The sequence below is a fragment of the Shewanella sp. c952 genome (assembly GCF_019654975.1).
Lineage (GTDB): Bacteria > Pseudomonadota > Gammaproteobacteria > Enterobacterales > Shewanellaceae > Shewanella.
Map to the genome: position 1 here is coordinate 22372 of NZ_BPEW01000014.1, position 24815 is coordinate 47186.

Annotated in this window: 22 protein-coding genes; 14 read left to right on the top strand and 8 right to left on the bottom strand. The window is 45.2% G+C overall.

Annotated features, from left to right (window positions below; translation table 11 throughout):
* Positions 1 to 57: 57 nt before the first annotated feature.
* The 4 genes from menD to menE are packed head-to-tail and all read left to right on the top strand — an operon-like array spanning position 58 to position 5079.
* Positions 58 to 1767, top strand: coding sequence for a 2-succinyl-5-enolpyruvyl-6-hydroxy-3-cyclohexene-1-carboxylic-acid synthase (gene menD / locus K5R16_RS11170; RefSeq protein WP_220737645.1), 1710 nt, complete (start codon positions 58 to 60; stop codon positions 1765 to 1767).
* A complete protein-coding gene (gene menH, locus K5R16_RS11175; RefSeq protein ID WP_220737646.1) occupies positions 1767 to 2588 on the top strand; it encodes a 2-succinyl-6-hydroxy-2,4-cyclohexadiene-1-carboxylate synthase in 822 nt (273 codons plus the stop codon). The genes menD and menH overlap by 1 nt, the downstream gene beginning before the upstream one ends.
* Positions 2575 to 3615 carry an o-succinylbenzoate synthase gene (gene menC / locus K5R16_RS11180; RefSeq protein WP_220737647.1) on the top strand — a complete coding sequence of 347 codons (1041 nt, stop codon included), beginning with the start codon at positions 2575 to 2577 and terminating at the stop codon, positions 3613 to 3615. The genes menH and menC overlap by 14 nt, the downstream gene beginning before the upstream one ends.
* A 6-nt stretch (positions 3616 to 3621) precedes the next feature.
* Complete coding sequence (menE, locus tag K5R16_RS11185) at positions 3622 to 5079, top strand: o-succinylbenzoate--CoA ligase (RefSeq protein WP_259649846.1); 1458 nt, start codon at positions 3622 to 3624, stop codon at positions 5077 to 5079.
* Between the two features lie 535 nt (positions 5080 to 5614).
* Here menE and rpoH read toward each other — a convergent pair.
* The 4 genes from rpoH to ftsY form a co-directional block, all read right to left on the bottom strand.
* Positions 5615 to 6472, bottom strand: coding sequence for an RNA polymerase sigma factor RpoH (gene rpoH / locus K5R16_RS11190; protein ID WP_220737648.1), 858 nt, complete (start codon positions 6470 to 6472; stop codon positions 5615 to 5617).
* Between the two features lie 204 nt (positions 6473 to 6676).
* The gene (ftsX, locus tag K5R16_RS11195; protein ID WP_220737649.1) at positions 6677 to 7642 is read right to left on the bottom strand and encodes a permease-like cell division protein FtsX; all 966 of its coding nucleotides are present in this window, start codon (positions 7640 to 7642) and stop codon (positions 6677 to 6679) included.
* 8 nt (positions 7643 to 7650) lie between these two features.
* A complete protein-coding gene (ftsE, locus tag K5R16_RS11200; protein ID WP_220737650.1) occupies positions 7651 to 8343 on the bottom strand; it encodes a cell division ATP-binding protein FtsE in 693 nt (230 codons plus the stop codon).
* A gap of 45 nt (positions 8344 to 8388) precedes the next feature.
* Entirely contained in the window at positions 8389 to 10146 is a 1758-nt protein-coding gene (gene ftsY / locus K5R16_RS11205; protein ID WP_220737651.1) for a signal recognition particle-docking protein FtsY, read from the bottom strand.
* A gap of 225 nt (positions 10147 to 10371) precedes the next feature.
* Here ftsY and rsmD point away from each other — a divergent pair, with 225 nt between their 5' ends.
* Both rsmD and K5R16_RS11215 read left to right on the top strand, forming a co-directional pair.
* Positions 10372 to 10977 carry a 16S rRNA (guanine(966)-N(2))-methyltransferase RsmD gene (gene rsmD / locus K5R16_RS11210; RefSeq protein ID WP_220737652.1) on the top strand — a complete coding sequence of 202 codons (606 nt, stop codon included), beginning with the start codon at positions 10372 to 10374 and terminating at the stop codon, positions 10975 to 10977.
* The gene (locus K5R16_RS11215) at positions 10977 to 11273 is read left to right on the top strand and encodes a DUF1145 domain-containing protein (RefSeq protein ID WP_220737653.1); all 297 of its coding nucleotides are present in this window, start codon (positions 10977 to 10979) and stop codon (positions 11271 to 11273) included. The genes rsmD and K5R16_RS11215 overlap by 1 nt, the downstream gene beginning before the upstream one ends.
* A gap of 569 nt (positions 11274 to 11842) precedes the next feature.
* On the opposite strand, the gene K5R16_RS11220 is transcribed toward K5R16_RS11215, so the two are convergent.
* Positions 11843 to 12409, bottom strand: coding sequence for a NapC/NirT family cytochrome c (locus K5R16_RS11220; RefSeq protein WP_220737654.1), 567 nt, complete (start codon positions 12407 to 12409; stop codon positions 11843 to 11845).
* A gap of 382 nt (positions 12410 to 12791) precedes the next feature.
* On the opposite strand from K5R16_RS11220, the gene K5R16_RS11225 reads away from it, so the two are divergent.
* The 6 genes from K5R16_RS11225 to K5R16_RS11250 all read left to right on the top strand — a co-directional run bounded on the left by K5R16_RS11225 (position 12792) and on the right by K5R16_RS11250 (position 19763).
* Positions 12792 to 13226 carry a hypothetical protein gene (locus K5R16_RS11225; protein WP_220737655.1) on the top strand — a complete coding sequence of 145 codons (435 nt, stop codon included), beginning with the start codon at positions 12792 to 12794 and terminating at the stop codon, positions 13224 to 13226.
* Positions 13227 to 13312: 86 nt separating this feature from the next.
* Positions 13313 to 13729 carry a DUF2057 family protein gene (locus tag K5R16_RS11230; RefSeq protein WP_220737656.1) on the top strand — a complete coding sequence of 139 codons (417 nt, stop codon included), beginning with the start codon at positions 13313 to 13315 and terminating at the stop codon, positions 13727 to 13729.
* A 109-nt stretch (positions 13730 to 13838) separates the two neighbouring features.
* Entirely contained in the window at positions 13839 to 14255 is a 417-nt protein-coding gene (locus K5R16_RS11235) for a hypothetical protein (RefSeq protein WP_220737657.1), read from the top strand.
* Between the two features lie 125 nt (positions 14256 to 14380).
* A complete protein-coding gene (locus K5R16_RS11240) occupies positions 14381 to 14923 on the top strand; it encodes a heavy metal-binding domain-containing protein (RefSeq protein ID WP_220737658.1) in 543 nt (180 codons plus the stop codon).
* Positions 14924 to 14945: 22 nt separating this feature from the next.
* A complete protein-coding gene (locus tag K5R16_RS11245; protein ID WP_220737659.1) occupies positions 14946 to 16601 on the top strand; it encodes an efflux RND transporter periplasmic adaptor subunit in 1656 nt (551 codons plus the stop codon).
* A 12-nt stretch (positions 16602 to 16613) separates the two neighbouring features.
* Entirely contained in the window at positions 16614 to 19763 is a 3150-nt protein-coding gene (locus tag K5R16_RS11250) for an efflux RND transporter permease subunit (RefSeq protein ID WP_220737660.1), read from the top strand.
* Positions 19764 to 19827: 64 nt separating this feature from the next.
* Here the strand turns inward: K5R16_RS11250 and K5R16_RS11255 are convergent, their stop codons facing one another.
* Positions 19828 to 20610, bottom strand: coding sequence for a VOC family protein (locus tag K5R16_RS11255; RefSeq protein WP_220737661.1), 783 nt, complete (start codon positions 20608 to 20610; stop codon positions 19828 to 19830).
* A gap of 230 nt (positions 20611 to 20840) precedes the next feature.
* Between K5R16_RS11255 and K5R16_RS11260 the strand changes: the two genes are divergently transcribed.
* Entirely contained in the window at positions 20841 to 22031 is a 1191-nt protein-coding gene (locus K5R16_RS11260) for a GGDEF domain-containing protein (RefSeq protein ID WP_220737662.1), read from the top strand.
* Positions 22032 to 22080: 49 nt separating this feature from the next.
* On the opposite strand, the gene K5R16_RS11265 is transcribed toward K5R16_RS11260, so the two are convergent.
* Positions 22081 to 23304 carry an HlyD family secretion protein gene (locus tag K5R16_RS11265; RefSeq protein WP_220737663.1) on the bottom strand — a complete coding sequence of 408 codons (1224 nt, stop codon included), beginning with the start codon at positions 23302 to 23304 and terminating at the stop codon, positions 22081 to 22083.
* A complete protein-coding gene (locus tag K5R16_RS11270) occupies positions 23305 to 23637 on the bottom strand; it encodes an MFS transporter (protein WP_220737664.1) in 333 nt (110 codons plus the stop codon).
* Between the two features lie 136 nt (positions 23638 to 23773).
* Here K5R16_RS11270 and K5R16_RS11275 point away from each other — a divergent pair, with 136 nt between their 5' ends.
* A complete protein-coding gene (locus K5R16_RS11275) occupies positions 23774 to 24796 on the top strand; it encodes an AraC family transcriptional regulator (RefSeq protein ID WP_220737665.1) in 1023 nt (340 codons plus the stop codon).
* Positions 24797 to 24815 lie beyond the last annotated feature (19 nt).

The window sequence follows — 24815 nt, forward strand, 5'->3', positions numbered from 1 at the left end:
TATTCCTTTGCCCTAAAGCAAGTTAAACTAGCATTATCATTGGGATGGTAATTATCTATGCAAACTGAACATACAGCTGAATTGAACTTGTTATGGGGAACATTGATCTTAGAGGAGCTTGCTCGTCTAGGCGTTAAACATGTGTGTATGGCACCGGGATCGCGCTCCACTCCGTTAACTCTTGCTGCCGCCAAGCAGACAAGCCTTCAGCAACACCTACATTTCGATGAACGTGGTCTAGGTTTTATGGCGCTAGGATTGGCTAAAGCGAGTGCTGCTCCAGTGGCGATAATTACCACCTCAGGTACCGCGGTTGCCAACCTATACCCGGCAGTAATTGAAGCCTGGTTAACCCATGTGCCACTTATCGTGCTCTCCGGCGACCGTCCACCAGAGCTGATTGACTGCGGCGCCAATCAAGCCATAAACCAGCCAGCAATATTTACCCAATATGCTAAAGCGCTCAATCTACCGACACCGGATCTCAATATCAGTCCGGCAGCGCTATTAAGCAGCATCGATGATGCAGTGAGCAATCAAACCCAACCAGTACATATAAACTGTATGTACCGTGAACCGCTTTACCCTGCTGAACCACAAGCCGACTTTAGCCGGTACTTAAAACCTATCGCCCAATGGCAGCAAGATCGTACGCCCTATATTCAGTATGCTGCAAATACCGCATCGCAGCTCCCAACCGCTGATGCACTCGCGCGATTTGTCCATGGCAAAGGGGTGATTGTGGCGGCAACGCTACCTCCTGAGCACAACCCAGAGCAGCTTATCGCACTTTCTATTAAGCTCGGTTGGCCAATTGTGACCGACGCACAGTCGCAACTTAGACAAAGTAGTGCTGCCATTGGCAATGTCGATCAACTGCTATTGCATCCAAAGTCTCAAGCGATATTAGCGCAAGCGGAAAAGGTACTGGTGTTTGGCGGTCGTATTTTATCAAAGCGGCTCATCAGCTATTTAAACGAAAAACAGTGGAAGGATTACTGGCAAGTCTTGCCCCAACAACAAAGACTCGATCCTAGCCATAAAGCTAAACAACAGTGGATAGCCAAAGCAGATACCTTTAGCCAGTTGCCATGGCCGCGCTCATCCGAGGCGCAGTGGGCACTCGCACTCACACAGCACAATGCTGCACTAGAGACACTATTCCAACAACAGATAGACCATGCTGATTTTGGTGAAGCGCAAGCCATTAGAGCGATAGCCCAGCGTCAAACCTCTTCGCAGCAATTGTTCATTGGAAATAGTTTGCCGGTACGATTATTTGATATGTACGCCCCTATCACTGCTGACTACGCCAATGTGTTTACCAATCGCGGCGCATCGGGTATTGATGGCCTGTTAGCGACGGCATGCGGAGTTGCAATTGCAGATAAAAAACCAACGACATTGATTATTGGTGATATCTCTCAGCTACATGATCTCAACTCACTGGCGATTGCCCGAACAGTAACCAGCCCCTTTGTGATTGTTATCCTCAATAACGATGGCGGCAATATATTTAACCTGTTGCCAGTACCTAACGAGCAGCTAAGAACCGACTACTACCGCTTATCCCATGGCCTTGAATTTGGTTTCGGTGCCGCCATGTTTGGTTTAGCCTACAACCAAACCGACAACCTCGATGACTTTATTGAATCTTATGAGTATGCGATGACTTATGCAGGCCCATCAGTCATTGAGGTTAGCGTGTCGCAGAATCAAGCGAGCGATCAAATTGCTGCCATTGCCACTTGGGTAAAACAGAGTTAATGCTAAGTTATCGCTGCCAAGGTCAACCTAACAACCCTGCCATAGTGCTACTGCATGGTTTCTTAGGCGATAAACAAGATTGGTTAGCTGTCACTGAAGTACTCGCTGAGCAATATTACTGTATTAGCATTGATCTGCCCGGCCATGGCGACACTCTCGATCAACCGCTGCCAACTCCTGGATTTGAAACTTGCTGCGCACTCATTGAGCAAACCGTCTCTAAATTAGGTATAGAGCAGTATCACCTCATTGGTTATTCGCTCGGCGGCCGTATTGCACTGCATCTGGCTCGCCGCTATCCGGGGTGTGTACTAAGCCTTATCCTAGAGTCTTGCCATCCAGGTCTACAATCCGAGCAAGATAAAACACAGCGAAAAATCAATGATGCGCTATGGGCAGACAAACTCGCCCACCTTGATATCACGGCATTTTTAACCCAGTGGTACCAACAAGCCGTTTTTGCCGACCTTAGCAGCACTGAACAGCAAACGATGATTAAACGCCGTAGCGGTAATCAAGGCGCAAAACTGAGCAACTGTTATCAAGCCACTTCACTGGCACAGCAAGCTGACTTATGGGATACACCGGCAGTGATCAGTGCACCCTGTTTTTTTATTGCAGGTTCCGATGATAACAAGTTTCTGTCACTCGCCACGCGCTGGCAGCAACAATACCCACTCAAGCTTTATCCTGTGAATGCCAGTGGCCATAATGTTCATAGCGCAGCGCCTGACACCTTTAGTCAGTTAGTTTTGCGGCTACTGAAACCCCTTGCCGTTAACCCAATATTACCTAATAGGCCTCTAAATGATCCTGAGTAAACTTAGCCTTTATCAATTCAGTATTGAACTCGATCGATTACTGCCAGTGGGTAAACAACGGATAGATAACCGTAGCGGCTTAGTTCTGGCTGCAACTGCCGATGCAGATACTAGCGAACGCACTGAATATGTTGAGATCTCGCCCCTTTCTGGTCACGATGTCGATGGCAATCCACTCACAGGTTTTAGCCAGCACTCCTTAGCCCAAACCGTTACAGAACTAACTAACAACTTACCCGCACTGCTACAACAGCCTGTCGATACACTGCTAGATTTAGCAGACAATACTGAGCAGCATGCTATCGCCTTTGGTTTAAGCTTGATGCACGCCAAACTGATGGGTTCACTTGACGGCCATAGCCTAGAGAGCCGCACAATACCGCTTATCTATCGCAACCAAGATGAACCTCTGAGCGCTGTTGCCGAGCGAGTAAAAGCACTTGCCAGCAATGTTCATGCAGTAAAAGTCAAAGTGGCGCAGACATCGCTAGAAGATGAAATTCAGCTTATTCATCAGATTTTAGCGATTCGCTCTGATCTCAAACTTAGGCTAGATGCCAATCGCGGCTTTGAGTTACAACAAGCAATCGAATTTATCGCCTGCATTCCACTAAATGCAATTGAGTACATTGAAGAGCCGTGCCGACAGCCAGGCGATAATCCACATTTTTATAAAGCCATTGAAGCACCTTGGGCGCTAGATGAATCGCTCAATGACCCCGATTACCAATTTGAGATGCAAGCGGGACTTTGCGCCATCATCATCAAACCTATGCTGTTAGGTAGCTTAAATAAACTACAAGCATTGCAGCATGTTGCTAATGAACACGCAGTGCGGACAATTCTAAGTTCAAGTTTGGAAGCCAGCTTAGGCATTGATGCTCTGAGTCGCCTGGCTAGCATAGTTACACCGGATGAAATCCCTGGTATAGACACCTTAGCTGCCTTTAGCCAAGACTTACTGCAAAGCTCAGGTAAAGCTAAATGCCTAGAGCTGAGCGACCTACAACTGTTATTAAAGCTGTAGCCCGAGATGTCACAACATGATGCAGACAATACAATGATCTCGCCGATCCATCAGCGCGCAGCCATAGCACCTAATACCGCTGCTTACCGTATCGGAGAGCTAAAAGTCAGTTATCAAACGCTCAGTCAACAAGTGCTGGCTATCGGCGAACAGTTGTTACAAGCCGGCGTACAACGAGGTGCTAGAATTGCCTGTATCGGCCATAACCAACCAGAATTACTCACGCTATATTGGGCCTGCGTTGATCGCGGTATGTTGTTCTGTCCTATCTCACCACGCTTTGCACCCAAGCAGCTAATAGAGCTGATTCAAACTCATCAATATGGTTACTGCTGGTTAGCCGACAGTTCAAATAGCAGTCCCAACCCAGCGCTTAGTATTGATATTACTCAGCAATTAAACCTCGATTTTACTCAGCACAGCAGAGCTTCAGCACTAGCACTAAACATTGACCCAAGCCAAGGCGTAAACGCCATTCTCACTTCAGGCAGTACAGGATTACCTAAAGCAGCAGTACATAGCTTGGCGAATCATATCGCCAGTGCTAATGGCTCAAAATCGCTTATAGATATCGCAGCAAAGGATAGCTGGTTATTGTCGCTTCCACTGTTTCATATTGGCGGGCTAGCGATTGCCAATCGCTGTGCTCTCGCCGGCGCCAGCGTGGTATTCGAAGACAAGTCAATGAGTCTGGCAACGCAGTTAAGCCGTGACAAAATAAGTCATCTATCACTGGTCAGCGCCCAATTGCAAACACTGCTTGATAGCGACAACTGTGAGCTGAGCCAAGTCAAAGCCATGCTACTGGGCGGCGGCGTGATCTCTGCCGATCTTCTGCAGCAGCTCGAAACGCTTAACATTGCTGCCTATACCAGCTATGGCATGACAGAGATGAGTTCACAAATCACCACAGGTAAAGCACGTGCCGATAGCTCTAGCGGCACAGTGTTACCCAAGCGAGAACTCAAAATCGTTGATGGTGAAATATGGGTAAAAGGCGAGTGTTTGTTTCTTGGCTATTTAACGCAAGACAGCTTTCAACGACCGACAGATAGCGAGGGTTGGTTCTACACCAAAGACTTGGGACATTGGGATGAAAACGCCAACCTACGCATTGATGGCAGAGCCGACAACATGTTTATCAGTGGCGGCGAGAATATCCAACCAGAAGAGATTGAGGCAGCGCTAAAGCTGCACCCGCAGATAGATGACGCCATCGTCTTTGCAATCGCCGATGACAAATTTGGCAGCCTACCCGCTGCGACTATTAAAATCGCCAACAATTCAGTAAGTCAGCCAGCAGAACCTGAGTTAACCGCATTTCTTGCCGACAAAATTGCCCGTTTTAAAAGACCAAGACAATATTACCCATGGCCTGATATCACCACAGTGGGAATTAAAGTTGTGCGCAAACAGGTTATAGCAGCGGTGATTAAAGCTAAATACTCTCAATTAGGGAAGTAATTGCAGGCACGGTAATTCCAACTGCTTGCCGCCGTGCTGGTGCTCAAAAACACGACCCATTTTGAATCGGTATCCACTATTTAGCGGCAAAATATAAAGATACGACAGAGATGCAGTTGTGGCCTAAACACATGCAACCAACTGACAGAATCAACTCTCCCCCGTTGGAAATTTTGCTGTTTAAATTTCGCTGGGGCGCTGAGGGGTTACCTCATATGAAATCAACAGCGGGGACAAGCCCTTTCTCCCTTGGCTCTGCTCTGTATTACAAGAATAGGCGTATCGCCACAACGATAATCAAGCGCAGCTTATGGCATAAATGTTCCAGACATAAAGCCAAAAAATATCCATCCATGGTTTTTTGGCATAAATGTTCCAGACATAAAGCCATAAGCTACCCACCCATGGGCTTATAGCATAAATGTTCCAGACATAAAGCCATAAGCTACCCATCCATGGGCTTATGGCATAAATGTTCCAGACATAAAAAAACCTGCTGTTAAGCAGGTTTTCTTTAAAGCACCAATAAAAAGCCTTAGCCTTCCATTCGTCCTTTTAACTTGTTCATTGCATTCTTCTCTAGTTGGCGGATACGCTCTGCCGATACTTGATAAGTTGCTGCTAGCTCTTGTAGCGTGGTTTTATCTTCATTTAACCAACGAGCCTGAAGAATGTGCTGACTACGCTCATCAAGAGTCTTGATAGCTGACAGTAAACGCGTTTGGTTGCTTTGTTCCCAGTTGTCATTTTCAACTTGAGAAGCTAAATCAGATGAATGATCTTCAAGGTAATGCATAGGCGCATAATCTTTTTCATCATCGTTATCGCTAGCTAAATCAAACGCTGGATCTTGAGCTGCCATGCGTGATTCCATTTCGGTCACGTCGGCTTTAGAAACACCCAAGCTTTCTGCAACCATACCGACTTCATTATCACTAAACCAGCCAAGACGCTTCTTAGTTTTACGAAGGTTAAAGAACAACTTACGTTGTGCTTTTGTGGTTGCCACTTTCACTATGCGCCAGTTTTTAAGCACATATTCATGAATTTCAGCTTTAATCCAATGTACGGCAAATGACACCAAACGCACGCCCACATCAGGGTCAAAACGCTTAACGGCTTTCATCAAGCCAATATTACCTTCTTGAATCAAATCGGCTTGCGGTAGACCGTATCCTGAGTAGCCTTTAGCGACATGCACTACAAAACGCAGGTGCGACATAATCAGCTCTTTCGCAGCACTTAGGTCACCAGTTTCCTGTAGACGCTTCGCTAGCTCATGCTCTTTCTCCGCATCCAGCATAGAGATGCTGTGCGCTGAGTGAATATAAGACTCGAGGCTTCCACTACTTTGAGGAACCATTAGTGCCATTGTTTGCGTTTGATCAGTCATTCACGCTCCTACCTATTACCAATACTACGGTCTATCTAAACCTAAAAATCACACCTCAAATGAGATGGACTGTGAACTATCGACTAATTGACAAAATATGTCAACCATCGGCGTTATCTAATATGTAAAGTTGGATTTTTACACTTACATAATGACAAGACAAATGAAGGATAGTTCATCTTGCTCATTGTGCTACATATACCGCTAAGAAGGCTCTATAGCTCGTAGATGTTGCCTTACAGAAAGGTAAGAGCCAAGCCATCCTAGAAAGGATGCCAATAGCACTAACTGGCCTAATTCGGTTAGCGTCAATGACTCCATATGTAACTGACTACCATACAAACCGAGTAACTCTGCCAATGCAAAATCGAGATACCATACTAATAAATTAATGATCACCCAGGCTAATACTCCACCAATAACACCGAACCAAATTCCGGTATAGAGGAATGGACGCTGGATAAAGGCTTCTGTCGCCCCAACTAGTTTCATCACCTCAATTTCAGTGCGGCGATTCATAATCGCCAAACGAATGGTATTACCAATCACCAATACCACGGCTAATACAAGCAGCGCAGCAATAGCCAATACAGTGCGTTCAAGCAGTTTGACCACAGCTTGCAGTCGTTCAAGCCATTCAATGTCTAAACGGCCAAAGCTAACTTCAGCTTCTTGTTCTAGCTTGCTCAGTAATTCCCTTGCTCCTTCAGGGCTAGAATACTTAAGGCTAGGTGTCACCATCACCACCGCAGGTAGTGGGTTGGCATCTAAATAGGATAACGCTTCACCAAAGCCTGAAAGTCGTTGAAACTCCTCTAAAGCTTGATCGCGGTTGATATAATTTACTTCAGCCACTTCAGGGTAAACTTTTAAGCGAGTGATTAAGCTTTGAATACTCTTCTCACTGCGGCCTTCATCAACAAATAGCGAGATTTCTGCTGCGCTGTTCCATGACTGGGTAATGGTTTCAGCATTTTTGACTAACACTTGTAGCGCTGCAGGCAAACTAAGGCTAACGCCAAGTACCGCCATGGTCATGGCTGATGAAACAGGGTTACGCCATAGCTCGCCAAGACTTGCCATGGCATGCTGAATGTGACGAATAAAGAACATCACTATTTGGCCAGAGAAGGGTAACTTGCTACGGGTTAACTGAGGTTGCTTAGTCATCATAGTCCTCAGTAAGCACTTAAATTATCAGTTTCACTTAGCTCTTGAGCACCAAGCACTCGCCCTTGCTTAAGCGTTAAAGTCCGGTATTTCATCCGAGCGATAAGTCCTAAATCATGGGTAGCAATTAGTACCGTAGTGCCGGAGTCATTAAAGGTTTCAAATAAACGTAATATGTCCATCGACAACTTAGGATCTAAGTTACCCGTAGGCTCATCGGCTAATAATAATGGCGGCTTATTCACAATCGCGCGGGCAATACCAACACGCTGCTGCTCACCACCAGATAACATAATGGGCTTATGGCGTTCTTTGCCAAAAAGACCAACCATATCCAGTGCACCGGCAACTCGCTTACGGATCTCACCATGAGAAAAGCCTTCAATAATTAAGGGCAAAGCCACATTATCAAAGACCGTCTTTTCCATTAACAGGTGATGATTCTGAAAAATCATACCGATGTCACGGCGCAGATAGGGAACTTGAGCACGACAGATCTTGGCAATGTCATGGCCATTAATAGCCACTTTACCGCCATTGGCGCGCTCTATCACAGTGATCAATTTGAGCAAGGTACTCTTACCGGCACCAGAGTGACCAGTAAGAAACGCCATTTCACCACGTTTTAAATGAAAGCTCACATCCGAAAGGGCTTTTTGCCCTCCAGGATATACTTTGCTGACTTGCTCAAATCGAATCATTAGTTGTATTTCTTAGTCGTCGATATAGCTATCTATAAGTTAACGCTATTTTGTGTCGCTGTCGTCTTTTGATTGACTAAATAACGCTTCAATAAAGTCTTTAGCATCAAATGTGCGAAGATCGTCAATCTGCTCACCCACACCAATATGGCGAATTGGGATACCGAACTTGTCTGCAATAGCAAAGATAACGCCGCCTTTGGCTGTACCGTCTAACTTGCTAATGGTAATGCCCGTAACACCAACCGCTTCTTGGAAAAGCTGCGCTTGGCTAATAGCATTCTGACCAGTACTCGCATCTAAGGTCAGCATCACTTCGTGAGGCGCTGATTCATCCTGCTTTTTCATCACTCGAACGACTTTCTTTAGCTCGTCCATCAAATGTGCTTTGTTTTGCAAACGACCTGCTGTATCAGCAATGAGTACATCCGCTTTACGCGCTCTTGCAGCCTGCAAAGCATCGAACAACACTGAAGCACTATCGGCGCCTGTATGCTGGGCAATCACAGGGATATCGTTGCGCTGACCCCATACTTGCAACTGCTCAACTGCAGCAGCTCGGAAAGTATCACCCGCGGCAAGCATCACTGACTTGCCCTGCGCTTGATACTGCTTCGCGAGTTTACCGATGGTGGTTGTCTTACCCACACCGTTTACACCTACCATCAAAATAACAAATGGGCCGTCAGCATTTTCTGGGATCAGTGGCACAGAGACCGGATCGAGTGTCTTTTGCATCTCATCGCGCATCAAATCATATAGCGCTTCGCCATCTTTAAGTTGTTTACGGCTGGCTTGCTCAGTTAAGTTTTTAATTAAGCGAGTGGTGGTTTCGACACCAACGTCAGCAATCAACAGCTGCTCTTCTAACTCTTCAAAAAGATCATCATCAATCTTCTTGCCACTGAATATTCCCGCAAAGCCACTACCAATACTTTCACTTGTGCGCTTTAAGCCACGTTTAAGTCGAGCGAATAACCCCTCTTTAACAGGTTTTGCTTGTGGCTCTGGTTGCTGTTCTGCAACGTCTTGCTCAGCCTGCTCTTGAGTAACTCTTTCTGCTTCTAGCTGTTCTGCAGCAATACGCTCGGCTTCTGCCTCTGCAGCTTGTTCACTGGCAATTCTAGCAGCTTCCGCTTGCTCGGCAGCAATACGCTCAGCTTCTGCCTTTGCAGCTTGTTCACTGGCAACTCTGGCAGCTTCCGCTTGCTCGGCAGCAATACGCTCAGCTTCTGCCTTTGCAGCTTGCTCGCTGGCAATTCTGGTAGCTTCCGCTTGCTCGGCAGCAATACGCTCAGCTTCTGCCGCTGCAGCTTGCTCACTGGCAATTCTGGCAGCTTCCACTTGCTCGGCAGCAATACGCTCAGCTTCCACCTTTGCAGCTTGCTCGCTGGCAATTCTGACAGCCTCCGCTTGCTCGGCAGCAATATGCTCAGCTTCCACCTTTGCAGCTTGTTCAGTGGCAATTCTGGTAGCTTCCGCTTGCTCGCTGGCAATTCTTGCAGCTTCCGCTTGCTCGGCAGCAATATGCTCAGATTCTGCCTCTGCAGCTTGTTCACTGGCAATTCTGGCAGCTTCCGCTTGCTCGGCAGCAATACGCTCAGCTTCCGCCTTTGCAGCTTGCTCGCTGGCAATTCTGACAGCTTCGGCCTGCTCATCGGCAACGCGTTCAACTTCAACTTGTGCTGCATCAACCAGCTCTGTTTCTGCCTCAGTTGAAACATTCAACTCTGCTTCTACATCTTGCGGTTGTTCTTTAGATTTATCTTTGCGGAACCAGGAAAAAAAACCTTTCTTTGCCATGTGTATTACCGATGCTCAAATAACTGTACATAAATGCGTTAGGGTGGAGGACGTTATATCAAAAATAGACCAAGATTACGCTGATTAAAACAGCAAAAGTATAACCGCTGCGCGACTAAGCGACGGCTTGTTACCTTTTAGCTGTGCTTTGATATAAAATAACGACCTTAAATCAGACGCTATAGTCTACCACTTTCTGCCACAAGGCAAAATCACGAGGACACCATGGTCAAAAAAAGACCCTCAAGCGGCCAAGTTAGGATCATCTCAGGCCAGTGGCGATCGCGAAAGTTACCAATCCATGATCTGGAAGGTTTAAGACCGACAACCGATCGTGTACGTGAAACACTGTTCAATTGGATAGCAAATGACGTTCGCGGTGCTCGAGTATTGGATTGTTTCGGTGGCAGTGGTGCATTAAGTTTAGAGTCTTTGTCACGCTACGCTGCTTATGCCAGAGTGTTTGAACTGCAACCTCAAGCTGCCAAGCAACTAGTCGAAAACCTCGCCACGCTAAAGTGTAGCGATGCAGACGTGATTAAGGGAGACAGCCTTAAGCTGCTAACTACCTCTCCAGACAAAGGCTTTGACATCGTATTTGTTGACCCACCTTTTAGAAAGTCACTCACAGAGAAAAGTATCCAGCTGCTAGATCAACAACAGTGGTTACTGCCTGATGCACTGATTTATGTTGAAACAGAATCTGAACTAGCACTACTTGAGGTGCCAGCTAGCTGGACATTGCTAAAAGAGAAATCAGCAGGGCAAGTGATCTACCGCTTATATCAGTACTGTCCACTTGAGCAAAATCCTGCCGAGGATAACCTATAATGAAATGGGTATTAACAGCCGGTAAGTTGGCGACCGCTTTTGCTTGGTTGATGATGTTCTATAACCTAGTTACACCATTTGCAGGCAATATCGCAGCTATTTTAAATATCCTGTTAGCTGTCACAGTGTTTATGCACTGCTTCCAAACCATTATATTTCACACCCTGTTCAATCAACTACTGCCGTTAAAGAAAGTGGATTACCTACAAGTGTTTATGTTTGGCGTATTTAGCCTACTGCAATATCGTCAACAGGTATTGGATAAGCAAAAAGCTAAAACAGATAGTCCTCAATAAAAACGGTGAACCCGCTAATATAGGCTTCGCCAACAGCTAATACCAATCAGTATAAGAAGTTGATCTACTCAGAGCGTTTTTGGCACGCTAATTCAAGGCAGGCTAATTCAAAGTGAGTAATGACATAATGGTTGTTCCCTTATTAGTTTATTCAACGCAGAAGTAGCAAGCCAAAAACACTCCTACAGGCGAGTTTTAGCGGCTATGATGCTGCGTTAATGAACTTGAACGTAGAATAACTATGCTCTTCATTCATTGCCTTACCTCAAAGCCGCTAAACTCTCGCTGAGCGATCAAATCTTTATACTGATTGGTATAACCAAAGAACACAAAACTAGTTATACCTTCTTTGGTTTGCTGTTTTAACTCTCATTTGCCCTTCCTGACTTGGCTCTTTCGGTTTTTAATTTCAGCTGTAACCGCCTTTCAACTTTGGCCTTAACCTGCTTTCCGTCTCTGCGCGACTCCCTAAACGTCAGCCACAAAAAAGCCCCGTGTTCACAATGAACACGGGGCTTTAAGTTAGCTACGAGCGTCTCATCCCGCTCACAGCTAGAAGACGCTGCTGATTACTTACCTTTTGGGTAAACGTGAGCAACACCTTTATGACAGTCGACACAAGTCTTACGCTTGTCTTCGTCTTTCTTGAAGTTGTTAGCGTGCATTCTCTTCGCCATCTTCTTCATAGTTTCAGGCTGGTTCTCGTAGATACGAGTGTGACAGTGCTGACAGTTCGCTGAATCGTTAGCTTTAAAGTACTTAAGTGCTAGGTCAGCTTGCTCTTTACGGTTTTCATCCAACCACTCTTGAGTGTTGAAACCGTCAATAGTTAAGTAACCGTAAAGGTCTTTAGATACGATGATCTTCTTAACTAGGTATTTAACTGGGTTGTGCGGTAAGTGACAGTCTTGACACTGAACAGTGACACCAGCGCGACCTCCGCCGTGAGCAGAAGCAAGTACTTCATCTTTCAATGAATGGTTGCTATGACAGCTCATACAGAACTCATCTGTACTTGTTGCATGTAAAGTTTGTTGTGTAGCAAAGTAACCTACTACACCGACTACGATACCGACGACTAATAATGCCAGAATCGAAATTTTTGCGCTGGGTTTAAAAAGTGCTCGCCAGTTCATCACACATCTCCAAAGTTTAATTTTTATATCGATGTAAGTTTTACTTCATCGCTATTTATGCGGTTATTATAAACCAATTATTACTCATTGATCTGGAACTAAAAGCGTAAAATGAGACATGGCTCCAACTCTATTATCAGAATCAAAATTCACTCAATATATATGCGCTTTTACTAAAGCTAGCTTAAAGCCATGCCTACCGCAAGGGTTAAGGGTTATCAGCTTGATAATAAGGTAGTTAAAGTCACTTTTTGAAATTTTTTAATATCTAAAATAGAACTAAGTCTTAATTAGATATAGAAATAAATATTAATCATTTGAAACTAAATGCTTAAAAGCTAGGTCTATCTGATTACAACACTCTTATTTGCACAGGCTACGCATGTACAAACGGTTTGCACATTTAGCATTACTCATCTCACTGGTAGGGCAATTTCTGCTTTCGCCAGCGATGGCGATGCCTAAATTTTTGCATGCTAGCTCTCATGCTCAGCAAGACATTCAGCAACCGTTATCCATGACACCAGTTCAGCCAGTACTTTTAAGTTCCGCTCTACAGGCAAATCAAGATTCAACCCATTGCGGTAATAGCAGCCCGAGCATTAATACCAGTATGGTCGATTGTGATGCACTGTGTGAAATGTTGGGCGCAGGGGATTGCGTATCACAATGTGTCTCTACAGCCGCCATTATCGAACAAATGCAATTTAGCATTACGTCCCCAGCCGTTGTACAAAGCTTACAAACGGTATTTTGGTCTCCGCAAACGGCAGATCAATCACTCGTTAATCCCCCACCAATAGCACTCCACGCTTAATCTCAAATACTCGCGTTTAGCAAAAAATCTATTTTAGTATTTATTCCATAGGTCTCTATGGGTATTGAGTTTGTTTGGAGTTTATTATGAAAAATTTTATCAGCGTTATTGCACTCTCACTCGCTAGCTTCACCAGCATGGCTGCTTCGGTCTCATTTCCAGAATCGCTTGAAGTCATTGGCGTGAACGGCTTAAATAATGTAGACAGTCGCTATCTGCAATTAGATAACGGTCAGAACTTAATTGAGCTACAGTATCGAGATCTGTTTGAATCCAACGCAGACGACACTAGTTGGGTGCGTTCTGAGCCTTTATACCTGTATATAGACTTAGAAACGACGGCGAACTATAAAGCAATCACCCCTAAGATCCTTTCAGAAGAGGATGCTTATGAGTTTATCAACTCACCTTTTATCAAACTGACGGATGAAGGCGGCAGCGAAAAACAAGTGGCACTAATGACCCACAGCCAATTGATGACTAAGCTATTACTATCAAAGTAAAAGCTAGTCTGTAGGGTTATCACACATTGATGAAGCCATTTTGTGAACTTTATCAATGTGTAACTTCAATGCTATGTTAAACTAAAAAAGTTCATCACTTGGGATTATTATGCTTAGCATACTTCGCCGTCATACATTATTAGCCTTTACGCTGCTCGCATTGTTGAGCCAGCTATTGCTAACTAATGGCTCTTTGATGGTACCGAATGCAATGGCAGACGAAATGCCAATGATGACCCTGCAAGATGGGGCTGAATGCCACCAAATGCAAATGGATAGCGATACTCATTGCTGTGATTCTGACGAGACTATGCAAATGCTTCCCGGCAACTCTAAGAATTGCTGCAACGGCAAAGGATCATGCCAGAGCGATTGTAACCACTGCTTGGTTATTTCAGTAACAGGTACTCTGTTTAGTGTATTGTCATGGCCTGGCAACAACACCTCCGATATTGCAACGGCCACTCCAATGCCTCATTTCCACTCTATTTCATTGCCACAAGATTTAAGACCTCCAATAGCGTAACTCGAGACTCGCCGTCTCTAAACCTAACAACGTTATTTATTCTTATTAAGCAATTATTTATGCCGTTAATTGTTCTGTGCGCTAGCACTAACAGCATTCGGCCATCTCTTTGATGGAGTTGAGTTATGAAAACCTTTATTAGTATGGTATTAACTACCTTTTTATTTTTATCCTGGGCACCTGCGGTATCGGCTCATGCGCATGAACATGGCGCTGAACAGAGCCAAAGTTACGCTTGCCCAATGCATCCTGAAGTAATGGGTTCCCAAGGCGATTCGTGCCCTAAATGTGGTATGGATTTACAAGCGCAGAAAGCTGCTGGACATCAATGTGATTCGTGCCCAAATAAAGGCAAGCAAGCTCATCATAAGATGACTGCAGACACTCACGCGTGCCCAATGAACCCAGCCATTACCGGCAAAGCGGGTGATAGCTGCCCAAAATGCGGAATGGAACTGCAAGCGATGGAAACTAAGGGAAAGAGCTGTGATTCATGCCCCCACAAAGGTAAAAGTGAGCATCATAAGATGAGCGCCGATACTCATGCGTGTCCGATGAATCCAGCGATTACAGGGAAAGAGGGCGATAGCTGCCCTAAGTGCGGTATGGACTTAATGCCTATTGCTACGAGCGATAAAGCAAATAAAAATAGTCACATGCATCACTAAATAAGGGTGGAGATAAGGCATTATGAGTTTATTCAACGTAACAAAGTTTCGCAGCAATGCAGTCTGCGCCCTGAGCCTATTGCTTGTTACTGTGCCTATTGCAGGCTACAGCCAAGAGCATAAACAGCATCAATCAGCAGCAACCACTAACAATCAGCAACAGGATGCGCACTACTCTTGTCCCATGCATCCTGAAGAAACCAGTCACGAACCAGGTCGTTGCTCTATTTGTAAGATGTTTCTAGTCAAAGATGAACAATCAGACACTCCTTCATCAGAGAATGAGGCAAAACTAGTCGCAAATAAAGACTACTACTGTCCGATGCACCCTGAAGTGACCAGTCACGAACCGGGTCGTTGCCCTAAATGCAATATGTTCCTCGTCAAAGAAGAGGAGGAAGGAAATCAGATAGATGAGCATGCCGGTCACAACCATTCATCGGCTGAGCAAGCAGAGCCACAAAGTAAAGCTGACAAATTGTTGAGTCAGCCAAAACCAACATTAATACCAGCAGCTCAAAGCAATGGCGACGGCAATGTAAAATATGTCTGCCCAATGCATCCACATGTGGTTTCTGACGTGCCAGGCACTTGTCCTATTTGTGGTATGAACTTAGAAAAAGTGAGCATTGGTGGTGTCGGTGAAGAGGTGGTCGTTGGTGTATCCGGTGGTATGCAACAAGCCCTAGGTATGCGCAGTGAACAAGTCACCAAAGGAACCCTGTGGAAGCTAGTTAAGACCATAGGCACAGTTGAATATAATGAAAATGCCATCGGACATGCCCACACCCGTGTTAATGGTTGGCTTGAAACCTTAATGGTGCATACCGTTGGCCAGCGAGTCAAAAAAGGACAACTACTCTATGAGCTGTATTCGCCTGAGCTAGTAAACGCTCAAGATGATTACATGCAGGCTATAGATTATCTCAAGCAGGATAAAAATCGTGGCGCAGGTTTACTGCGTAAGGCCCGTTTACGTCTTGAACTTCTGGGCGTTAGCGCCAGTACCATCAACCAGTTAGAACGTACCGGTGAAACCATCTACCGCGTGCCCTATTATGCTGACCAAGATGGTTTTGTCAGCCAATTATCCGTTCGTCACGGCATGTATGTCCAGCCTGGAGACACTCTATTCGAGATAGTCGATTTGAGCAGCGTATGGGTGATTGCAGATGTATTTGAAAACGAACAAAGCTGGCTTGAACAAGGTCGTCCAGTAGAGATCACCTCCGCCGCTCAGGGTCTGTTCGATTTAGAGTCGACAATTGATTATATCTACCCAGAACTCGACCCCGTCTCACGTGCCATGCGAGTGAGAGTAAAGTTAGATAATCCTGGGAAACTACTCAAACCCGGTACCTTAGTGGATGTGAAGCTGTTTGGCGGCCCCCAACGAGAAGTACTGTCGATCCCAACCGAGGCGCTGATTCTTACTGGTAGAGAAAACAGAGTCGTCGTGCAGCGTGCAGATAACAAGTTTGCCTCAGTTGCAGTCAAGGTGGGCATGATAGCTCAAGGAAAAGCAGAAATAACCGAAGGTCTGAAAGCCGGTGATAAGGTTATTGTATCGGGTCAATTTTTACTGGATTCAGAAGCCAGTATCCAAGGTAGTTTACAACGCTTAAGTGGTAGCAATAGCAGCGAAGATGCCGCTAGCGATCCACACGCAAACCACTAACCGGAGGCGATAATGTTAGAAAAAATTATTAGCGCTTCGATTAGACAGCGCGTAATGGTGTTAGTACTCACTGCGATTATCGCGCTAATTGGCTATCAAGCCATGCGCATGACACCACTAGATGCATTGCCAGACTTGTCTGACGTGCAGGTGATTGTAAAAACCTCTTACCCAGGACAAGCACCACAACTGGTAGAGGATCAGATCACCTACCCATTATCGACCGCAATGCTCGCGGTACCCGGCGCAAAAACGGTACGTGGTTTCTCGATGTTTGGAGACTCTTATGTGTACATCATTTTTGAAGATGGTACCGATATCTATTGGGCACGTTCTAGAGTCTTAGAGTACCTATCGCAAACTCAAGGGCAACTGCCTGCCAGCGTCACCCCGACACTTGGGCCTGATGCTTCCGGTGTTGGTTGGGTATTTCAGTACGCGTTAGTTGACCGTAAGGGTCAGCATGATCTAGCACAACTGCGATCACTGCAAGATTGGTTCTTAAAACTTGAGCTACAAAGTGTCGAGGGCGTATCTGAAATTGCCACTATTGGCGGCATGGAACAGTCTTATCAAATCATTGTCGATCCGCATAAATTAGCCCTCTATCAAATCGATTTGATGACGGTTAAAAATGCCTTAGATAACTCCAATAGTTCCACTGGCGGCTCTGTTATTGAGATGGCAGAAGCTGAGTATATGATCACTTCTGCCGGTTATCGTCAAACCTTGGCAGATTTTGAAGAGATCCCTCTCGGCATAGTGTCTGAATCAGGGATCTCGGTGCTAATGAAAGACGTGGCGCAACTGCGAACGGGCCCAGCGGCACGCCGCGGTATCGCCGAACTAGACGGTGAAGGTGAAGTTGTCGGCGGTATTGTGGTTATGCGCTACGGTGAAAATGCACTTGCCACCATCAATAACGTTAAAGATAAGCTGAAAGAGATTGAAAACGGTCTGCCTGATGGGGTGGAGTTAGTCATCACTTACGATCGCTCAGAGCTTATCCTTAACTCAGTCGATAATCTCAAACATAAAGTACTGGAAGAGATGCTGGTCGTTGGCATTATCTGCTTAATCTTTTTGCTGCATGCACGATCAACGTTGGTGGCTATTATCTCACTGCCAATCTCTATCTTAATCAGCTTTATCGTTATGAACATTATTGGTGTTAACGCCAATATTATGAGCTTAGGAGGGATAGCGATTGCGATTGGCGCTGTGGTTGATGCCGCCATTGTAATGGTAGAAAACACCCACAAACACTTAGAGCATTATCGCGAAAAACATAACGGTGCAGCCCCTACAGGCGACGCCCATTGGGAGTTGGTGCGGAAAGCATCCGTCGAAGTAGGCCCTGCACTGTTTTTCAGTCTGTTAATCATCACACTCAGCTTTGTGCCCGTGTTTGCCTTGGAAGCGCAAGAGGGACGTTTATTCCACCCTCTGGCATTTACCAAAACTTTCGCCATGGCCGCCAGCGCGATATTAGCGATCACATTGATCCCAGTCTTAATGGGTTACTTTGTGCGTGGCAAGATCCCCGATGAGAGAAAAAACCCGATCAGTCGGGTGTTAATCGCCATCTACGAGCCACTGCTACGCTTGGTGCTGCGCTTTCCTAAAGTCACTATACTACTGGCACTAATCACCCTTGGCAGTGCCGTTTACCCAATGACAAAAATGGGTAGCGAATTTATGCCAGAGCTTGAAGAGGGCGACCTGCTGTATATGCCGACGACTTTACCCAGTGTGAGTGCTGGAAAGGCTGCGGAGATCTTACAGCAAACTGACCGACTCATTAAAACGGTACCAGAAGTTAAGCGGGTATTTGGTAAGGTCGGCCGCGCGATGACAGCAACCGATCCCGCACCACTGACGATGCTTGAAACCACTATCATGCTTAACCCACGCGATACTTGGCGTGAAGGCATGACCCTTGAAGGTATTATTGGCGAACTGCAAAAAACGGTTAAAGTCCCCGGTATGACTAATGCGTGGGTGCAACCGATCAAAACCCGTATCGATATGCTCTCAACAGGAGTAAGAACACCAGTTGGTATCAAGATATCTGGCGCGGATATTGATGAACTACAACGGATTGGCACCGAGATTGAAGCAGTTGTCAGCAAACTTCCAGGAACAGCCTCGGCATTTGCCCAACGTACCAGTGGCGGGCGTTACATTGATATTGAGCCAAATCTAAAGAATGCGGCTCGTTACGGCATGACACTTAAAGATATCCAAGACGTGGTGCAAATGGCGATTGGGGGGATGCAGGTTGGCCAGTCTATTCAAGGACAAGAGCGCTACCCTATAAACATCCGCTACCCACGTGAGTTACGCGATAGTCTAGAAAAACTAAAAGAGTTGCCAGTACTGACAAAAACGGGCAAGTACTTACCCTTAGGCAATCTAGCCAGCATTAGCGTGAGTGACGGTGCACCTATGCTAGCCAGCGAGAATGGCCGCTTGATCAGTTGGGTGTTTGTAGACTTAGAAAATACTTCTATTGGTGAGTACATCGCCACGGCAAGGGCTGCGCTAGACAAAGAGATCCAGTTGCCAGCTCGCTATAGCTACAGCTTTGCTGGTCAATATGAGTATATGCAACGAGTCGAAGCTAAAATGCAGCTAGTGGTTCCGCTGATGCTAGCAGTTATTTTCATGCTGTTGATGATGACCTTTAGCTCATTTATTCAAGCATCTGTCATCATGCTTAGCTTGCCCTTTTCCCTTGTGGGTAGCGCCTGGTTACTATACTTCTTAGACTTTAACTTTTCGGTGGCTGTATCTGTCGGTATGATCGCTCTCGCGGGTGTGGCAGCAGAGTTTGGCGTGGTGATGCAGGTTTACCTGAACAACAGCATCAAAGATCGTAAACAAGCTGGTAATTACAATAATCGTAACGACTTAAGCGAAGCATTGATCCATGGCGCCGTGATGCGTATTCGCCCCAAAGCGATGACCGTTGCTACGATTTTCTTTGGCCTGTTACCGATAATGTGGGGCAGCGGCACTGGTAATGAAGTGATGCAGAAAATTGCCGCTCCGATGGTCGGCGGTATGGTCACAGCACCAATATTGTCGTTGTTTGTGATCCCCGCAATCTACTTGCTGATCTATGGTAGGAAACTAGACAAAGGAAATATCGAAAAATAGCTTTCTGGGTATAGCTATAGAAGCACAGCTAATCGCTGTGCTTTTTTTTAAATAGAATAAATGCCTAGCCATTCATTGTTAGTTCTATAATTGAAAAAACGGCACCCGCTGGATCATTCACAACAGCAAAGCGACCTACATTGGCGATATCTGTTGGCGGCACGCACACTGAGCCACCAAGCTCTGTCACTTTTGCCGCTGTAGCATCGCAATCATCAACAGTAAAATAACTCATCCAGTGAGCCGGTATGTCCCCCCACTCTGCAGTCATTTTCATCATGCCACCAATGTCTTGAGTACCGACCTGCCATTCTGTGTACTCAATATTGTCCATGTCAGCTTTACGACAGCCCCAACCCAATATATGACTGTAAAAAGGCTTAGCCTCCTCTGTTTTTCTGCAAGCAAGTTCAACCCAGCATAAAGTCCCTGCCTCAGCAGCTCGCCTTGCTCCAATGTGGTTTTTAGCCTGCCACAACGCAAACTTGGCTCCCTCTAGATCTTTAATGACTGCCATTCTGCCGGCCTCACCAACATCGTGTGGGCCAAGTACAATTGTGCCGCCAGCCCCTGTGACATCAACTAAACTGTTTTCTAGGTTTTCTACGGCAAAGTAGATGAGCCAATGACTTTTATCACCTGCAGTCATCATCTCGTTAGGCAACTGGTACATCGCACCTAAATCATCACCTTCCAGGTTAAACATACTGTATGTGCCTTGCGGGATCGGCATATCTACAATATCCCAACTAAACAAAGCATGATAAAAATGCTTACTGACAGCAACATCTACAGACGCTAATTCCACCCAGCAGGGCTGCCCTTGGAAATATTGATCGATTTTCATAGCCAACCCTAATCCCCGACTGCGGGGTAATTAACGAATGAACTGAGTTAAGACCTTAATTCAATCCCTGTCCAACCTTTCTCTTATAAAATACCGCTTTAATAGTAAAGCTTGCCCTTCCAACGCATCAATTGACACACTTGCAAATCGAAAATACTGAAACTACAACTTATGTAGTACCAGCCACTATCGACTATAATATTGTTCATCTATCATCAGGGAAGAGATCAGTGTCAGCATTAACACGCAGTTTTCGCTATATTTTTGTTCCTGTAATGATGACCTTTATCTGTATTGCAGCAGCTCAACACTTTAAGGATGTGTGGCAAGTTTGGCTGCCCAACATTATTGAACTGCCCTACTACCTCTTGCCGGTAGCAGCTATTCTTGCACTGCAATTTAATTTTACTAGACTCAGTCTCTTAGCCATATTACTGCTTGCTTATTACGGCTATGAGCAAGGCGTATTCATTGATTACTTGGCAGATAATATTCGTAACCAGATTTTTCTATCGGGTTCACTAATTATCGGATTTTTCTCCATCAGTAGAGATAGAGCGCTGTTTTCGTTCCACACGGTTAAAACTGTTGCAGGGATTGGCTTGTGTTTTGCCATCGGCTCTACATGGCAAATATTCACGTTGAAAATCGGCTCACCGACAGTTTTAGATATCCCCCCTGCCATCAATTTACTTACACCTTTGTATATCCCCGTCGGGATATCTAGCATTATTGTCTGTATATATGCAGTCTGGAGGGCAAGCCTTATCGATTCAGTGCTGGTAGTGACTCTGTTTAGTTGGCTGTTTCTTTACTATGTACCTAATGGACTACCTCTGCCATTACTACTCTCTCTAGTCGCTACTGCTTATATCTGCGTGGTGATAGCTGAGTCTTACCATTTAGCCTATCGTGATGACTTAACCGGACTATCTTCTCGACGAGCACTTAATACCATGTCTCTTTCACTCAATAGCCATTACAGTGTGGCGATGGTGGACATTGATCATTTCAAGAATTTTAACGATACCTATGGTCACGATGTTGGCGATCAAGTGTTGCAACTAATCGCCAGTAAACTGACTAAAGTAAAAGGAAGTGGCAAAGTATATCGCTACGGAGGAGAGGAATTTACCATTGTATTTCCGAATAAAGATGTCGAAATCATCCTGCCCCACCTCGATGAGCTCAGGTGCAAAATTCGAGATTACGACATTGTACTCAGAAATGAACTTCGTAAAAGCAGTAATAAATCTGATCGAAAAGCCAAAGAAGAAAACCACAGTACAACGGTTAATGTCACCATCTCTATCGGCGTTGCTGAACACCATGGACAACTAACATTTGCTCAAACGCTGAAGTTAGCGGATAAAGCGTTATATATAGCTAAGAAGAACGGCCGAAACCGTGTTTTCGCTTGATCTGTTTAATGCCCAGCTAGCAGCAGAAGCGGCTAGCTGGCGGGGTAAATCAAATTGAGTAGAAATAGTAAATCTGTGATTTCATTCTAATTACGATGCCACGAATAATATCCAAAAAAGCTAAAAACTCTATGGGTTTGGTACCAGAGATCCAGGCGAGTCCAACCGAACCAACCGGAATATCATAACTATCAGCTTCTATCAGTTTAAGCCTGACAAAGTGATGCTTATTATTGAGGTTCTGGCCAGTCGTCTGCCTAACATTGTCATCCAGTGCTAACAAACGCCCCTGAGACTCTCCTGTTGCCTCAATAATCCCTTCAACTTCTGCGCTAAAAACTTTACCCGGATAAACTGCCGAGGCAAATTCAGCCATTTGGCCAACTTTTACATTACGAATCGCTTGATGATTAACCCGCATCAATACGTATTTTTCTTGAGTGTACATCTGCATGCGAGGGGCAACTCCAACATACTGTCCTTCGCGCATAATGAAATTTGTCACGTAACCATCTGTGGGAGCGAATATCTTAGTGTTATCAAGATTCCATTGAGCCTGTGCTACATTTTCGTGCTCGCTATTTAAATCCGATTGACGACTTTTAACTGCAAGGCGCGACTTCTTGATATTGAGCAGTGCTGTGCTCTCTGCCATCTGTGCTTTTTCTATCTGTGTTGAATAGGTACTCACTTGTGCCTGAGCAAGATCGACCGCGGTTTGCTGTTCATCGAGTAAACTCTTGGTGATGGTGTCGGGAACAACACGATTTTGCTCTATATAACGGGCGAGTGTTTTCTGCTTCCAAGCGAGATCCTTACTGGCTGAGTTAAGTTGGTTTTTACTGATACTGACATCAGCAATTGAAACATCATGTTGCTTGAGTGCCAGTTTTACATCTTCATCAGCCAAAGACAGGCTAACGTTTGCGGCTTCTTTTGCGACCAGCGCTTTATTCAAAGCTATCTGGTAAGGCTCTGCATCTAAATCATAAATGAGCTGCCCTGCTTCTACCTGTTGATTTGGCTTGATATAAATATTTTCAACTTTGCCTCGTATCTGACTATTAGCTGGACGCAGTTGAATATGAGGTGATTGCACCAGTGAACCACCAGAGAGATCCATCGGCGTGTAGTTTAGGAGCCCGACCCAAACAAACATCAGCCAACCCGTGCCACCTAAATAAGCAAAACTCTTACTGTAAATATTCCAAGGCATACCGACTAAACGAAGTAGGTAAATAAACAATGCCCATACCGCTAATCCTTCCAGCATTTATAGATCCTCTTTCATCGCGTTTTGCTCGGTTACTGTTTCTTTCTCGCGCCAGATATCTCTGACTCGGCGCAGAGCTTTTTCGCTATCGACAAAAGCGACAATGACCGCTAACACCCATACCCAGTGCCAAACAAAGCCTATCCAGGTAAGCGCGGTGATAAGTCCTATCTGTTGGTGTTGTTTCTTATGAGCCTGATTGATAGGTAACTCATGGATTTTCCAAAAACCAAAAGCAGCCGCAGCAACAGTCATTACCATCACAACAGCAGCAACGCCATGCAGGGCGCTATCAACACTAGTATCGACAAATGGCATACTGAACAAACTCATAAGGAGATCTCGAAATAATATATCGGCTGAGTAGTTTGCCGTTTCTGTATTAGAGAGCAACACTAATGACGTATAGATATCATTTATCCACCATTTATGATTCAATCGGCACAAATAGTTCTTTAGATACCTCACAATGCTACTCAATACGGCCTTTATTCGTTTCTGCTATCTTTTACCTGTGCTTAAAGGCGTTGAGGCGCACTATGGCATAACTCCTGCGATGCTAAAGCTACCGCAACTTCTGCAACAAGATGCCATGATGTTAGTGCCATTTACCGAGGTGGCAAAGTGGTTAGAGCAGATTGAACAACTGACTGGCGATGCTGGTTTTATGTTGAAAATCCAGCAATATCTGACATTATCCAGCCTTGAAGTTCCGGGGAATTGGTTCTTGAGCGCACCCGATTTAGCCATAACATTTAGGCGCATTAACCATGGGATCACAAGCTTTCAATCTGGTGCCAGTTATTACGCTCAGCAATCGGGGAAAATATTGAAGTGGTGTTACAGCAATGCTTTTGTCAAAGATAGAGCTAAATCTCATGATTCATTGCGGGTGGCTATTACCCTGCTCAACGCTATCAAGCACTACACAGGAAACAATCACAGCCTTTTGAAAGTTCGATTAAGTGGCTCTCCAAGCAAGCAATTGGAGACCGAAGCATTATTTGGTTGCCCGGTTTCTTGGAATGCGCCACAAACAGAACTGTGGTTGAATATCGATGATCTTCTAGCATCGAATAGCGATTTTACTTATGTGCCTGAACCAATAAAAACCGCTATTCCTATGTCACAGCTTGAAAACTATCTCAATATGCCTCAACCGACTGACACGCCGAAAGTGCTTTACGAGATGGTCAACTACTCTCGCTGTTACGGCTTTCCTAATGTCGATACGGTAGCGGATCTGTTTGATATTTCGCGCCAGCAGTTGCAAAGACGTTTGCAAAAACTGGGTTTTAGCTTCACCTATTTATCGGGTTATATCCTGTGTAATCAAGCGATCAAATATATGCTTGAAGGGAAAGATCCTGCAGAAATTGCATCATTACTGGGCTACGCAAATGCCCACAGTTTTAGCCGCTCTTTTGCTCGCTTTCGCCAGCAAACACCAACACAGTATTTAAAAAACCTAAAAAACAAAAAGCCTCTTTAAGAGGCTTTTGATTTCAATC

Bases quoted from the DNA above. Each gene is read 5' to 3' on its own strand.
- K5R16_RS11265 (WP_220737663.1), bottom strand. From the start codon at position 23,304: ATGCTGGAAGGATTAGCGGTATGGGCATTGTTTATTTACCTACTTCGT.
- ftsX (WP_220737649.1), bottom strand. From the start codon at position 7,642: ATGACTAAGCAACCTCAGTTAACCCGTAGCAAGTTACCCTTCTCTGGC.
- K5R16_RS11235 (WP_220737657.1), top strand. From the start codon at position 13,839: ATGCTTAGCATACTTCGCCGTCATACATTATTAGCCTTTACGCTGCTC.
- K5R16_RS11240 (WP_220737658.1), top strand. From the start codon at position 14,381: ATGAAAACCTTTATTAGTATGGTATTAACTACCTTTTTATTTTTATCC.
- K5R16_RS11225 (WP_220737655.1), top strand. From the start codon at position 12,792: ATGTACAAACGGTTTGCACATTTAGCATTACTCATCTCACTGGTAGGG.
- menH (WP_220737646.1), top strand. From the start codon at position 1,767: ATGCTAAGTTATCGCTGCCAAGGTCAACCTAACAACCCTGCCATAGTG.
- menE (WP_259649846.1), top strand. From the start codon at position 3,622: ATGTCACAACATGATGCAGACAATACAATGATCTCGCCGATCCATCAG.
- K5R16_RS11245 (WP_220737659.1), top strand. From the start codon at position 14,946: ATGAGTTTATTCAACGTAACAAAGTTTCGCAGCAATGCAGTCTGCGCC.
- K5R16_RS11250 (WP_220737660.1), top strand. From the start codon at position 16,614: ATGTTAGAAAAAATTATTAGCGCTTCGATTAGACAGCGCGTAATGGTG.
- K5R16_RS11270 (WP_220737664.1), bottom strand. From the start codon at position 23,637: ATGAGTTTGTTCAGTATGCCATTTGTCGATACTAGTGTTGATAGCGCC.
- K5R16_RS11255 (WP_220737661.1), bottom strand. From the start codon at position 20,610: ATGAAAATCGATCAATATTTCCAAGGGCAGCCCTGCTGGGTGGAATTA.
- menC (WP_220737647.1), top strand. From the start codon at position 2,575: ATGATCCTGAGTAAACTTAGCCTTTATCAATTCAGTATTGAACTCGAT.
- menD (WP_220737645.1), top strand. From the start codon at position 58: ATGCAAACTGAACATACAGCTGAATTGAACTTGTTATGGGGAACATTG.
- K5R16_RS11275 (WP_220737665.1), top strand. From the start codon at position 23,774: ATGCTACTCAATACGGCCTTTATTCGTTTCTGCTATCTTTTACCTGTG.
- rsmD (WP_220737652.1), top strand. From the start codon at position 10,372: ATGGTCAAAAAAAGACCCTCAAGCGGCCAAGTTAGGATCATCTCAGGC.
- K5R16_RS11230 (WP_220737656.1), top strand. From the start codon at position 13,313: ATGAAAAATTTTATCAGCGTTATTGCACTCTCACTCGCTAGCTTCACC.
- K5R16_RS11215 (WP_220737653.1), top strand. From the start codon at position 10,977: ATGAAATGGGTATTAACAGCCGGTAAGTTGGCGACCGCTTTTGCTTGG.
- ftsY (WP_220737651.1), bottom strand. From the start codon at position 10,146: ATGGCAAAGAAAGGTTTTTTTTCCTGGTTCCGCAAAGATAAATCTAAA.
- K5R16_RS11220 (WP_220737654.1), bottom strand. From the start codon at position 12,409: ATGAACTGGCGAGCACTTTTTAAACCCAGCGCAAAAATTTCGATTCTG.
- ftsE (WP_220737650.1), bottom strand. From the start codon at position 8,343: ATGATTCGATTTGAGCAAGTCAGCAAAGTATATCCTGGAGGGCAAAAA.
- rpoH (WP_220737648.1), bottom strand. From the start codon at position 6,472: ATGACTGATCAAACGCAAACAATGGCACTAATGGTTCCTCAAAGTAGT.